Raw genomic sequence first — 12,285 nt, 5'->3', positions numbered from 1 at the left:
ATATTAGACACATTCGTGGAATGCAATAGCGATTCAGCGTCATCACTTGGCTCACAGGAGAAATCATTGAGCGCCCTGAAAAATACAAAAGTCATTGATGTGACGCATGTTTTGGCAGGGCCTTTTTGTACCTACCAGCTGGCGCTGCTTGGCGCTGATGTGCTGAAAATCGAGTCCCCGAGCGAGCCGGATTGCGTTAGGGGACGGGGACCGGATGATGCGGCCAATGCTGCGGGTCTGGGGCTGAATTATCAGGTTCAGGGTGGCAACAAGCGCGCGCTTGCTCTTGATCTGGCAGATCAGGAGGGACGCGATATCTTTCTGACTCTGGTGCGGGATGCGGATGTGCTGGTCGAGAACTATACGACCGGGGCGTTGGCAAGACTTGGACTTGGTTATGAAATTCTGTCCGACATAAACCCTGCATTAGTTCATTGCTCGGTAACCGGATATGGGGACACAGGGCCCGATGCCGAGACCGGCGCTTACGACAATGTCATTCAGGCAGCCAGCGGCACCATAGCCCAATGCGCGGGCAGGAAGCCGGATGTTTCATTTATAGACTACAGTACCGGATATTCTGCTGCCTTTGCGATCACATCAGCGCTGTTGCAACGGGTGCAAACGGGTCGAGGCTGCCATATCAGCGTGTCTATGCTGGAAGTTGCCATGCAAATGATGTCGCCGGAGGTTGCAGCAGCGCAGCATCCCTGTGACACCAGGCGCGACAAAGAGGCAGGCATTTTGACCTATCAAACACTGGATGGGCGATTGACCCTTGGCGTGTTTCGCCCGCCGCAATACCGAAAATTTGCGACCGTTTTGGCGGGACTCGGAACGGCTATCCCGCTGTTGGGCCAGATCCGAACATGGCAGGATGTCTGGTCAATCCCGAGCGAGACCAAGGTTCAGTTGGAAGATATTTTCAAAGCCCAATCAAACGCATTCTGGATTGAACGCCTGCGTGCTGCAGATTTGCCGGCGGAACCTGTCAAGACGCTGGCAGAAGCTGTCGCGTCACCCCAATTATTCGCCCGCGCATATTTTCAGCCAAATCCTGATAATTCAAAAGCGACCCTCCCGTTGACGGCTTTTCGGATGAGTGAAGGTGGCCCGGCATTGTCAACGGCACCTCCGCGACATGGACAACACAGTGCCGAGGTTCTGCGTGAGATCGGATTAAGCGACGATCAGATCGAAGCCCTGCTGGAAAAGGGCACCGTTCGATGAGGCGTGAACCTTTCAAGCTGACGGCATGCTTGTTCACGAAACTGCCGGATGCGCTGCACCACAAGGGCGTGCCATCGGCCTGGGCCAGGATGACCCGTCCTGGACAGGACATGCATTCCTTTCTTGAAGGGGCATTTTTTGACGCTGCACGCAATCTTTGGCTGTCAGATGTACCCTATGGGCGTGTGTTTCGTGTGTCACCCGGTGGCGATTGGGACGTCATGCATCAATTCGCCGGGGAGCCGCACTGCATGCGCATTTCTCCGGATGGGCGGCACATTGCCGTGGACTATGAGCATGGTCTGATAGAACTCACAGGCCATGACAGCTTCTCCACTCTCAGCACCGGCATCACCGATCAGCCATTCATGGGGCTGTCTGACATGTGTTACGGACCGGACGACACGCTTTGGTTTACCGATAGTGGGCGCTCGTCCTTGAGTGACCCAAGCGGGCGGGTCTACAGTTTGCCTGCGGCTGGCGAATTGCGACTGGTGCTGGATTGCGTGCCATATTCCAATGGTATCTGTCTGTCGCCAGATGGGGCATGGGTCTATGTCGCCGCGACGCGATCCAACCAGATCTGGCGCTTTTCATCGAGGCTCCCTGAGAGCGGGCCACCAATGGTGGGTACCTTCTTGCAGCTCAATGGCGGGCTGGGCCCGGATGGCCTTGGAACAAACAGCGCAGGCTGGCTTGCCGTCGCACAAGCACAGGCTGGACGCGCTTACGTTTTTGATGGGCTTGGTGATCCCATAGCAGAGATTCGGCTGCCAGATGGTCTCTGGACAACATCTGTCACCTTCCATCCAGACAATCCCACAGAATTATACATCATCGATGCGCAATTTGGCGCGGTGTTCACCTGCACCATTCCCACCCCATGAGGACCATCATGAATAAAGACGACCTGCACGGTTACGTCCCTGCCATTGCCACACCTTTCAACGCTGCTGGCGAGATCATGGAGGATGCGTTTGTCGACCTCTTTGAGTTCCTGATCAGCAGGGGCGCGAGCTGTGTTTGCATCGCCGGAGACAATGGCGAAAGCTGGGCTTTGTCAGCAGCAGAACGCGGGCGACTTGTCCGTGTGGCGAAAGATGCATCCAAGGGGAGGGTGCCAATCATGATGGGCATCTCGGCACCCACGATTGACGCCTCTCTTGCCTATGTGCGCGCGGCTGAAGAAAATGGTGCTGACGTTTTGCTGTCCATGCCGCAGACCTACGTTTTGAAAGCCTCAGATGCTGAACTGATGGCCCGTTTTGAAAAAGTTTCGGCTGCAACGGACAAGCCGCTGGTTCTTTACAACTCGCCTCGCCGAATGGGGTTTTCTCTGACCATCGACCAGACCGAGACCTTGCTGAACAATCACAATGTCATTGGCATCAAGGAAAGCCAGCGCGATTTCTTCTATCATACGCATTTGCTGGCGCGTCTTGGCGACAAGATGTCTGTGATGACGGGCCCTTGCCACTATATCCTGCCAGCCTTCGCTCTTGGCGCGAAGGGGTTCATTGCCACCGGGCCGGAATTTACCGAATTGCTGCCATCAGACATGGCAGCCGTCGGGACGCGAGCGCCCGATGCAACCTATCGTAAAACCCACTACCAGCTCACCGTGCTGTACGAGTTGTTGATGAGTGTTGGAACATGGCCTGCATCATTCAAAGCTGCTTTGAACCTGATTGGCCAGCCTGCCGGCGTTCCCCGTGACCCGGTTCTTCCGGCTACTCAGGCAGATATCAACACGATCAAACGCTGCTTTGATGATTTGGGGATCAAATACGGATGATCCGACTTGTGCCCGACCATTCCGGCTCAATTCAACGCGCGCCGTTCGTCGAGTTTACATTCAATGGACGGGCCATATCCGGGCATATGGGTGAAACCGTCTTTACCGCTTTGACCCGTGCCGGCGTCCTGTATTTGCGGAATGCACCGCAAGATGGCGCGCCGCGCGGTGCATTTTGCTGTATGGGACTGTGCCAGGAATGTGTGGTCGATGTTGCTGGTGTCAGTGTTGAGAGTTGCCGCCAGCTTGTATCGGACGGGCTGGTGGTGCTGTCTGTAACGCGTGACAAAGATGGCTGAGCAATACGATATTGCAGTTCTGGGCGCAGGGCCAGCGGGTGCCAATGCAGCGTTGGAGGCCACGAAACTGGGCAGCCGCGTGGTGATGATTGATGAACAACCGCAAGCGGGTGGACAGGTTTGGCGAGCCAAAAGCGCGGCAATCATTTCCGCACCAAAGACGCCAGAAACCAGCGCCGGCAATCAGCTGAGGGGAGCCGTGCGTGAGAGCGACATAGCGCATCTGGGCGATGCAAGGGTCTGGCAGATCGAACAGGTGCCTGAAGGCTGGAGCCTGCATTTACTCGTGGATGGACGATCTGAAACAATCACCGCCAAAGCGCTCGCGCTGGCCACTGGTGCGCGCGAATTTGTGCAACCCATTCCGGGATGGACGCTGCCGGGCGTAATTGGGCTGGCCGGTGCAACAGCTTTGATGAAACAAGCACTGATGCCTCCTGGGCACTGCACGGTGGTCGCAGGGTCCGGACCGTTGGTGTTTTTTGTGGCCAGCGAAATCCGGCGGCTTGGCGGCAAGGTTGCGGCTGTCGTTACGCCGAACAGCCGATCGGACTGGATGCGCTCGTTGCCGTCCATGTGCCGACGGCCTGATTTGATGTGGCGCGGGATGGTCTGGATTGCTGATCTGATGCTGGCGCGTGTTCCGATTTTCTGGCGCCATGCGGTCAGCGAAGTGCGTGGCGAGGCGGCCGTTTCGTCCGTACACATTTCACAGCTCGGACCGGATTGGACGCCAGTGCGGACCGTCAAAACGATCACTGCAGATAGTGTGTGTCTTGGCAACGGACTGATCCCAGCCCTGGAGGCCGCCCAATTGGCAGGAATCGAGATCACCCATGAGCCAAAATTGGGCGGCTGGATTCCAAGGGCAGCGGAAGATGGCAGCACGAAAGTCCGTGGTGTCTTTATTTGCGGGGATGGCGCGGGAATTCGCGGGGCCTCTGCTGCAGAAATACATGGCAAGCTCGCGGGCCTCAGCGCCGCAGAATTTACCGGCAAGAAAGTCGGATTGCAGAAAAAGCGGCTGCATCGCAGCTACGCCGGTGCATCCAGGTTTGGACTTGCGATGACGGCCCTGAGTGTGCCGCGGCCCGGTCTTGAGAAGCTGACAACGCCACAAACCATCATGTGTCGTTGCGAAAGCCTGAGCCGGGATCAGCTTCTGCTTGAAATACAGGCGGGGGCCTCCAGCACCAACGCTGTCAAATCCGGTTTGCGCGCAGGCATGGGCCCTTGCGGGGGCAAGTTCTGTCAAACAGCAATTGCGCGGCTTGTGGCTTCAACGCAAGGTTTGGAGGACGGCGATGTGCCACCTCACACGGCCCGCCCTCCGTTGCGCCCCGTCCCAGTTTCCGCATTGGCTGGCGACTTTGCCTATTCAGATCTGCCGATTCCTAAGCCTGCGCCGCTGTGACCCGGACCTATGACATTGCGATTATTGGCGGCGGCATTATGGGGTGCGCTACGGCTTTGCGTGTCGCCCAGGGTGGAATGCGCCCAATAGTGCTCGACCAGAGCGATCTGGGGCAGGGCGCCTCTGGCGTGAACGCCGGCACCCTGTCATTGCAGATCAAGCGGGTGAAATTGATGCCTTACGCGCTCAAAGGGCATGCTGAATGGCAAGCCATGGGTGATGCGGTTGGTTTCCGGAAAACCGGCGGATATACAGTGGCCTTTACCGAGCAGGAAGCAGAGTTGCTGCATGAGCGTCAATCTTTGAAAGCCGAAGCAGGCGCGGCAATCTCATTTGTATCAAACAACGTATTGCGAGCCGCTGAGCCTCACTTGAGCCATAAGGTGATGGCGGCGAGTTATTGCCCCGACGATGGATATGCGAATTCCTCTTTGACGGGTCAGTATTATCGCGCGCAATTGCGTGCCAATGGGATTGACTACAAAGAGCACGCCGCTGTTGCTACGATTGCCAGAACGGCCCTGGGCTTTGAACTGGGCACCTCGCAGGGCGTCATCTGCGCCACACGCGTGCTGCTGGCTGCAGGAGCGTGGCTCAAACCACTTGCCTCGCTGCTTGATGTCGATTTACCGGTTCAGGCGCGCATCAACACTGTGTCTGTCACTGAACGTCTGCCCTCCCTGATTTCAACCGTGATTGGGCATGCGACCGGCTTGCTGACCATGAAGCAAAAGGCCAATGGCACGGTTCTGGTCGGCGGCGGCTGGCAGGGCAGAGGCACGCCGCAAAGTGGCCGAGGTGAGGTGCAGGCAAGCTCAGTCGCGCCCAATCTGGCCCTTGCACAATACGCGCTCCCCGAATTGGCCAAGGCGCGCGTTTTGCGCAGTTGGACCGGGTTTGAAGCCAATGTGCCCGATTTCTATCCTCTCGCCGGTGCGCTGCCAGGCGTTGAGAATGCGTTTGTGCTGGGCTGCGTGCGCGGCGGTTACACCATTGGTCCTTACATCGGAAAACTGATGGGCGATTTTATTCTTGGGCGCGAGCCTGAACTGCCTCTGTTCGATCCGGGGCGTGACTTCACAAAGGATACCATATGAGCTCGATTTCAACAGATACGTGCCGCCTGGACGGGAAACTTGCCATCATCACCGGTGGTGGCAGTGGAATTGGTGAGGCAACAGCCAAAGTCTTTGCAGATGCAGGTGCGACGGTGGTTGTCACCGGGCGACGTCTGGAGCCGCTGGAAAAGGTTGCCAGCGAGATTGGTGGCCATGCGATCGCCTGTGACGTTTCAGACCAGACTGAGGTGAAAGCCATGTTCGCCAAAGCTGTGAAGATTACCGGCAAAGTCGATGTTCTGCTGAACAATGCCGGTGGACCCGGGCCCATCGCATCGGTGGCTGAGGTTGATATGGACGCCTGGATCGGCTGTATGAACATCAATCTCGTTGGCGCGATGTATTGTCTTCAGGAAGCCGCCAAAATCATGAGCGCGCAAAAATTCGGATCAATCATCAACATGTCGTCGCTGATGGGCATTCAGGGTTACCCAATGCGGTCTGCCTATGTTGCCTCGAAATTCGCGCTGATTGGCATTACCGAAACCATGGCCCGTGAACTGGGGCCTTTGAACGTTCGGGTGAATGCGCTTATGCCCGGAGCGGTGTCTGGCGAGAACATGGATCGCATCCTGCAACGCCGGTCTGAAGCAGAAGGCCGCCCAGTCGATGAGATCGAACGGGAAAACTACACCGATGTTGCAGCGTTGAAACGCTGGGTCGCACCCGAAGAAGTGGGCCGTGCCGCACTTTTCTACGCCTCAGACCTGTCCTCGGCGATCACCGGCGATAAAATGAGAGTTGATTGCGGTCGGTTCTAGACACCGCAGTCCTTCGCCCTCCAGGGAAATCTGATGTTTGAAAATATGCTCTTCGCGGCAATAAAAGCGATGGCGACCAATGCCAGAGTGATCAATCAACTGGCCTGCGCCAATCGACGCTGGCGGAGGTGGTGCATGACAGGACCAACCGGCGAAAGCCAACCGCAGTGACATCAGCGCTGTTATGTGAATCCCAAAAAATGAGCCGCAATCCACGGACGTAGCTATTCCTGAACGGTGACACTTGACATATGACTTATGTCATGTGTACGTTTCTTGTGCCGGGATGCCCTTTGTCGCCGGCTTAGGAGGATTACAATGAGAAGTTTGACTATCGCCGCTGCCGCGGCAGCTTTCGCTTGGGTGGGATTTGCCGGAGCAGCTCATGCAGAATGGCCGGAACGGGCCGTTACCGTCATCGTGCCGTGGTCCGCTGGCGGCGGAACCGATGCAACCGCCCGCGCGGTAGCAGCTGAACTCCAGAAACGGCTCGGCCAGCCCTTCAATGTCGTCAACAGAACCGGTGGCGGCGGTCTTGTCGGCCATATCACCATAGCAAATGCCCCGAATGATGGCTACACGTTGGGTGTGATTACAATCGAGACAACGATGTATAATGCACAGGGAATCCCCGGAGCAGAACCGGAGAATTTCACGCTGATTGGCCGCTTCAATGCTGACCCCATTGCAGTAAACGTGCGCGCTGATGCGCCCTATTCAACAGTGGCCGAACTGATTGATGCCGTGAAAGCTGCTCCGGGAACCATCAAGGCTTCAGGTGCAAATACAGGCGGCTTGTCCCATCTCGCCTGGGCTGGGTTGCTGAACAAACTGGGTGTCGACCCGACTGCCAGTCCCTGGATTGCCTCCGACGGTTCAGCCCCTGCGATGCAGCAACTTGCTGCCGATGCCATTCAGGTCGTGGCCACGTCCCCTGCAGAAGCACGGGCATTGGTGGAAGCCGGAGAGGCCAAGACACTTGCGCTTCTTTCTGGCGAACGTAGCACGGTATACCCCAATCTTCCGACCACGGACGAGACATTCTCCATCAAGTGGTCACCTTTGCCTTTCCGTGGCCTGGCCGGACCTGCCGATCTTCCAGCGGAAGCCACGGCAACACTTGCTGCGCAGTTGAAAGAAATTACTGAAGATCCTGAATTCAAAAAATTCATGGATAGTCGCGGGTTCTCCGTCGCCTACCAGAATTCTGAGGACTTTACCAAGACCGTTTCGGACAGCCGCACTGGTCTGGTCGAATCAATGAAGGTCCTGGGCCTGGCAAAGTGATCGAACATGAGGATCGATGATCGACTCATCGGCGGCGCGCTCGCGTTGCTCTCAATGGCAATCATTCTCGGCGCGCGGGGGCTTCCCTCCGTGCCGGGAACGACTTTCGGCCCTGAGCTGATGCCAACACTGATTGGAACCGCGATGGGAGTACTGTCGATCCGCATCTTTGTAACCGGACTGCTGCAAAATGGCGCTACTGGCTGGGTTGATATAAGCGAGTGGAAGGGTGCTAAGCGTCCAGTTTATTGCGCAATTTGGACAATTGCTGGCATCGCGCTCGGCATCGCGCTGCTGCCGATAATCGGCTTTCCTCTTTACGGACTGGGTTTTGCACTGCCCTTAATGCTGCTGATGGGCGCGCGGGCTGTCTCCGCCGTTTTGACCAGTGTGTGTCTGGTGCTTGTCGCTCAATTCGTTTTCGCCCGCCTGCTTTTCGTGCCGCTGCCCGCCGGGCCGCTGCCGTTGCCTTGGTGATGCGATGACAATTGACGCGTTCATTGGTGCGTTGGGAATCGTGTTCCAGCCGGCCGTTCTTGTGGCGATCCTTGGCGGAGCCATATATGGGCTGTTCATCGGTGCCATTCCGGGATTGACGGCGACCATGGCAACAGCGTTGCTGGTGCCATTAACCTTTTACATGGACCCTATCCCCGCCATCGCGATCATCGTTTCGACCACGGCCGTGGCCATCACAGCGGGCGATATCCCCGGCGCCTTGATGCGCATACCGGGCACCCCGGCTTCTGCGGCCTATGTCGAAGAAAGCTATTCCATGACATTGAAAGGGCGTGCTGAGACAGCACTGTCCATCGGCATTTTCTTTTCCGCAATCGGCGGCATCGTGGGGGCTATGGTGCTGATGATCAGTGGTCCGATACTGGCACGCTTTGCACTGAAATTCTCCAGTTTCGAGTTCTTCTGGCTGGCATTGCTTGGTCTGATGACATCTGCCCTTGTCAGCGCAAAGGATCCGGCGCGTGGTTTCATATCGCTATTGCTCGGGCTTCTGATCTCGACCGTCGGGCTGGATGTCACGTCTGGTCAGCCGCGATTTACCTTTGGCTCGATCGAATTGATGGGCGGGATAAGTTTCATCCCGACCATGATCGGCATGTTCGCACTGGCTGAGGTGTTGCGCGGATTTTCATCTTCAGTCAGTTTTCCACCCGCCTTTGCCACCTCACGCGTCCGACCCTTTCGCGGCATGGGCAGGTTGCTGATGCGTTATCCCTTGAGCCTGCTTCGCGGCGCTTCGCTTGGCACGGCGATCGGAGCGCTGCCTGGCGTTGGCGGCGACGTCTCCGCCTGGATCGCCTATGGTGTCAGCCGCCGATTTTCACGTACACCGGAAAAATTCGGGACCGGTCACGAAGAGGGGCTGATTGAAGCAACATCATCGAATAATGCGGGCCTGTCAGCCGCTTGGATCCCGGCCCTGGTTTTCGGTATCCCCGGCGATGCGGTAACCGCGATTGCGGTGGGTGTTCTTTTTATGAAGGGCCTGAATCCCGGCCCGCGCCTGTTTCTGGAAAATCCGACGATGCCAATGTCGATCATCCTGACATTCTTCATGGCCAATCTGTTGCTCTTTCCACTTGGCTGGCTGGCCATCAAGGGATCCCGGCATATCCTGGCCGTACCACGCAGCTTGATCGTTCCTGTTATTCTCATCTTTTGCATTTTGGGTTCCTTTGCCATCAACAACACGATGTTTGGCGTGGGCATCATGTTGATCGCCGGAATCGTCGGTTATATACTTGAAAGCAACGGATTCCCGATCGCACCGGTCATTCTGGGCCTTGTTCTCGGCCCGATACTGGAACGGAATTTTATCATGTCCATGCAGATTGCCGATGGCAACTTGCTGGAATTTTTCGAGCGCCCCATCGCCGCCGGTCTTGGAATCGTGGTCTGCGGTGTGGCGCTTGCGCCGCTGCTCAGCCGCGTGATCCGCCACCTCCCAATTGTTTACAAGAAGTGAGAACCAAAATGGATGAAATGTTCAGTGTCAAAGATCGAATTGCAGTGGTCACCGGGGGGCTTGGGCAACTTGGCACGCAGTTTTCGACCTCGTTGGCGCAGGCTGGCGCAAATGTCGCCATTTTCAGTCGGCGTCCGTTTTCTGATGCACAACTGGCAGAAAAATTTCCGGGCCTCACTGACCGTATCCGGATCTATGAGGCAAGTGTCGCAAAAAAGGAAGAATTGCAGGCCGCAACGGAAATGTTGAAGAACGACTGGGGCACCCCGCATATTCTGGTCAACAATGCCGGGATTGATTCCAAACCCGACGGTACAGCGGAGCAAAATGCCCCCTTCGAGGACTATCCGCAACATTACTGGGACGAAATCATCGACACAAACCTGACCGGCGTAATGCTGACAAGTCAGGTTGTGGGTTCCGCCATGGCCGAGGCGCGACGCGGTTCGATTATCAATATCGGATCAATCTACGGCCTGGTGTCGCCAAACCAGTCACTCTACGCCTATCGTGAAGAACGCGATGGCGTGCCTTTCATCAAGGCTGTCAGCTATGCAGCTTCAAAGTCCGGCCTGATCAACCTCACCCGATATCTGGCCACCTACTGGGCGGAGAAAAAGGTGCGAACCAACCTTATTTCCTTTGGCGGTGTAAAGACTGGAAGTTTCGACAAGGAATTTGTCGATAATTTCCTGGAACGCGTGCCGATGCGCAGACAGGCGGAAATCGATGAATATAATGGTGTCATACGTTTTCTGGCATCGGACGCCTCGTCCTACATGACGGGTTCTAATGTCGTGGTCGATGGAGGCTTCACAGCGTGGTAACCGATCTAACTCCAAGGGTGGGCGCGCGCAGCCGCCTGCATTCCTCGGTTGCGGATGCTTTCGAAGAAAAAATACTTGCAGGTACGCTGGAAATCGGGGAACGCCTGCCATCCGAAAGCGAGATGGCGCGGGAATTCGGCGTATCCACGCGCTCTGTCCGGGAAGCCCTGCAGATATTGGAAACCAAGGGGCTGGTGCGCCGCAAGCATGGAGAACGCACCATTGTCGTGCGTGATGATGTCGGTGAATTCTTGGGTACTCTGGCAACAAATATCCGGCAACGGTTCTCCACGGACCCCGATTATCTTGTCCAGTTGATGGATGTGCGCAGGATGATCGAAATCGAGGTTCTTGGAACCCTGACTGCCAGAGAGAACCCAATCGAGCCAGAAGTCGAAGCAGCGCTGAAGGGCATGGAAGTTGCGCGTGATCAGGGTGATTTTTTCGGGTTCACAGAAATGGATGCAGCCTTCCACTTGGCGCTTGTTCGATCGGCCGGCAATGAGATCCTTACGGTTTTTTACAACAACCTGTTTGGCTTGATCACCGAGTTGATCCGTGTCACCAGCCGAGTTCCGTCCAAGTCGCTTGATGCGGCCTATGATGAACATGCCAAAATCTTCGCAATGGTCCGCGACCGAAACGAACTCGGCGCCAAGGCGCTGCTGCGCGCGCAGATCGCCAATTCGACATCGTATCTCCGCCTGGCCATTGCCAAGGTCAAGGAACAGGACAATCTGAAATGAATTCACAATTTGACTATACAGACACGGATTGGGTGGCCATAGAGCGGCTGAAAAAGTGGTATTCCGGTGACATTCACGACAGTATGGAATCGCTTGGTCTATGGGGGTACCTTGAGGGTATTTCGCTGTTGGGAGCGCTGGAGCCGGGTGCTGTGGTCTGTGGACCGGCGGTAACAGTTCTCTTCAAACCCTCAGACCGCATGGGCGAGCCGCAGGATGTCTATCACAACGCCATCGACAATTGTCCAACAGGCGGAATTATTGTATGCGATGCATCATGCGCAGAAGGAAGTTGCTCGGGGGAATTGATGTCGTCGGGAGCCAAGACAGCTGGAGCAGGGGCAACTATTGTCCAGGGCACAGTACGCGATCTCGCCCAAGTGCGCATGCTCGGTTATCCACTGTTCGGATCCGCGGCAAGCCCGGTTGGCGTGACGGGCAAAAAGGAGCCCAAGGAGAGCCAAGTGCCGCTTACACTGGGCCGGGTTACAGTGTCGCCCGGTGATATTATTTTCGGCGATATTGACGGCGTCGTCGCCATTCCAAAATGCCGGGCACGCGATGTTGCCGATGCGGCGGATGCGCTTGGCGCCAACGAGACCGCTGCCCGTGATCGCATTCTATCTGGAGAAAAATTGCAATTGATCTGGCCAGTCTGATCTCCGGCAAAAGGGCTAACCATCCGCGCTCTGCTCAATCTCCGCAGCACCAGCACGCGATCATCACAAAGAATTTGGTCGCTCCGCGATAAACTGAGGACCCTCATCACATCCGATCATTTTTGGCATACCGATAAACTGATAAATCCCGCGAGAGCCTTGAGG

Annotated in this window: 14 protein-coding genes; all 14 read left to right on the top strand. The window is 56.3% G+C overall.

The window, feature by feature from the left end; genetic code table 11:
• The first annotated feature begins 66 nt into the window (after positions 1-66).
• The gene (locus tag RAL88_RS08965) at positions 67-1,230 is read left to right on the top strand and encodes a CaiB/BaiF CoA-transferase family protein (RefSeq protein ID WP_306268867.1); all 1,164 of its coding nucleotides are present in this window, start codon (positions 67-69) and stop codon (positions 1,228-1,230) included.
• Positions 1,227-2,117 carry an SMP-30/gluconolactonase/LRE family protein gene (locus RAL88_RS08960; protein WP_306268866.1) on the top strand — a complete coding sequence of 297 codons (891 nt, stop codon included), beginning with the start codon at positions 1,227-1,229 and terminating at the stop codon, positions 2,115-2,117. The genes RAL88_RS08965 and RAL88_RS08960 overlap by 4 nt, the downstream gene beginning before the upstream one ends.
• Before the next feature lie 8 nt (positions 2,118-2,125).
• On the top strand, positions 2,126-3,025 hold the full coding sequence (locus RAL88_RS08955; protein ID WP_306268864.1) for a dihydrodipicolinate synthase family protein: 900 nt from the start codon (positions 2,126-2,128) through the stop codon (positions 3,023-3,025).
• A complete protein-coding gene (locus tag RAL88_RS08950) occupies positions 3,022-3,324 on the top strand; it encodes a (2Fe-2S)-binding protein (protein ID WP_306268862.1) in 303 nt (100 codons plus the stop codon). The genes RAL88_RS08955 and RAL88_RS08950 overlap by 4 nt, the downstream gene beginning before the upstream one ends.
• Entirely contained in the window at positions 3,317-4,738 is a 1,422-nt protein-coding gene (locus RAL88_RS08945; RefSeq protein ID WP_306268860.1) for an FAD-dependent oxidoreductase, read from the top strand. Before RAL88_RS08950 ends, RAL88_RS08945 begins: the two co-directional genes overlap by 8 nt.
• Positions 4,735-5,835, top strand: a complete 1,101-nt coding sequence (locus RAL88_RS08940; RefSeq protein WP_306268858.1) for an FAD-binding oxidoreductase — start codon at positions 4,735-4,737, stop codon at positions 5,833-5,835. The genes RAL88_RS08945 and RAL88_RS08940 overlap by 4 nt, the downstream gene beginning before the upstream one ends.
• Entirely contained in the window at positions 5,832-6,617 is a 786-nt protein-coding gene (locus RAL88_RS08935; RefSeq protein WP_306268856.1) for an SDR family NAD(P)-dependent oxidoreductase, read from the top strand. The genes RAL88_RS08940 and RAL88_RS08935 overlap by 4 nt, the downstream gene beginning before the upstream one ends.
• 33 nt (positions 6,618-6,650) lie before the next feature.
• The gene (locus tag RAL88_RS08930; protein ID WP_306268855.1) at positions 6,651-6,788 is read left to right on the top strand and encodes a hypothetical protein; all 138 of its coding nucleotides are present in this window, start codon (positions 6,651-6,653) and stop codon (positions 6,786-6,788) included.
• A gap of 147 nt (positions 6,789-6,935) precedes the next feature.
• A complete protein-coding gene (locus tag RAL88_RS08925; RefSeq protein WP_306268853.1) occupies positions 6,936-7,904 on the top strand; it encodes a tripartite tricarboxylate transporter substrate binding protein in 969 nt (322 codons plus the stop codon).
• Positions 7,905-7,910: 6 nt separating this feature from the next.
• On the top strand, positions 7,911-8,381 hold the full coding sequence (locus tag RAL88_RS08920; protein WP_306268851.1) for a tripartite tricarboxylate transporter TctB family protein: 471 nt from the start codon (positions 7,911-7,913) through the stop codon (positions 8,379-8,381).
• Between the two features lie 4 nt (positions 8,382-8,385).
• Positions 8,386-9,888: a tripartite tricarboxylate transporter permease gene (locus tag RAL88_RS08915; protein WP_306268849.1), complete on the top strand. Its 1,503-nt coding sequence runs from the start codon at positions 8,386-8,388 to the stop codon at positions 9,886-9,888.
• A gap of 8 nt (positions 9,889-9,896) precedes the next feature.
• Positions 9,897-10,715: an SDR family oxidoreductase gene (locus RAL88_RS08910; protein WP_306268847.1), complete on the top strand. Its 819-nt coding sequence runs from the start codon at positions 9,897-9,899 to the stop codon at positions 10,713-10,715.
• Entirely contained in the window at positions 10,709-11,461 is a 753-nt protein-coding gene (locus RAL88_RS08905) for a FadR/GntR family transcriptional regulator (RefSeq protein ID WP_306268845.1), read from the top strand. The genes RAL88_RS08910 and RAL88_RS08905 overlap by 7 nt, the downstream gene beginning before the upstream one ends.
• Positions 11,458-12,120: an RraA family protein gene (locus tag RAL88_RS08900; protein ID WP_306268844.1), complete on the top strand. Its 663-nt coding sequence runs from the start codon at positions 11,458-11,460 to the stop codon at positions 12,118-12,120. Before RAL88_RS08905 ends, RAL88_RS08900 begins: the two co-directional genes overlap by 4 nt.
• The last annotated feature ends 165 nt before the right edge of the window (positions 12,121-12,285 follow it).

Origin of the sequence: Pararhizobium sp. IMCC3301, from assembly GCF_030758315.1 — a bacterium.
Lineage (GTDB): Bacteria > Pseudomonadota > Alphaproteobacteria > Rhizobiales.
Note: the sequence above shows the minus strand (reverse complement) of the source record. Positions and strands in the feature narration are given on the sequence as shown.

What these genes read in the sequence shown, in the direction of transcription:
- RAL88_RS08960 (WP_306268866.1), top strand. Translation starts at nt 1,227, where the DNA reads ATGAGGCGTGAACCTTTCAAGCTGACGGCATGCTTGTTCACGAAACTG.
- RAL88_RS08955 (WP_306268864.1), top strand. Translation starts at nt 2,126, where the DNA reads ATGAATAAAGACGACCTGCACGGTTACGTCCCTGCCATTGCCACACCT.
- RAL88_RS08950 (WP_306268862.1), top strand. Translation starts at nt 3,022, where the DNA reads ATGATCCGACTTGTGCCCGACCATTCCGGCTCAATTCAACGCGCGCCG.
- RAL88_RS08945 (WP_306268860.1), top strand. Translation starts at nt 3,317, where the DNA reads ATGGCTGAGCAATACGATATTGCAGTTCTGGGCGCAGGGCCAGCGGGT.
- RAL88_RS08935 (WP_306268856.1), top strand. Translation starts at nt 5,832, where the DNA reads ATGAGCTCGATTTCAACAGATACGTGCCGCCTGGACGGGAAACTTGCC.
- RAL88_RS08930 (WP_306268855.1), top strand. Translation starts at nt 6,651, where the DNA reads ATGTTTGAAAATATGCTCTTCGCGGCAATAAAAGCGATGGCGACCAAT.
- RAL88_RS08925 (WP_306268853.1), top strand. Translation starts at nt 6,936, where the DNA reads ATGAGAAGTTTGACTATCGCCGCTGCCGCGGCAGCTTTCGCTTGGGTG.
- RAL88_RS08920 (WP_306268851.1), top strand. Translation starts at nt 7,911, where the DNA reads ATGAGGATCGATGATCGACTCATCGGCGGCGCGCTCGCGTTGCTCTCA.
- RAL88_RS08915 (WP_306268849.1), top strand. Translation starts at nt 8,386, where the DNA reads ATGACAATTGACGCGTTCATTGGTGCGTTGGGAATCGTGTTCCAGCCG.
- RAL88_RS08910 (WP_306268847.1), top strand. Translation starts at nt 9,897, where the DNA reads ATGGATGAAATGTTCAGTGTCAAAGATCGAATTGCAGTGGTCACCGGG.
- RAL88_RS08900 (WP_306268844.1), top strand. Translation starts at nt 11,458, where the DNA reads ATGAATTCACAATTTGACTATACAGACACGGATTGGGTGGCCATAGAG.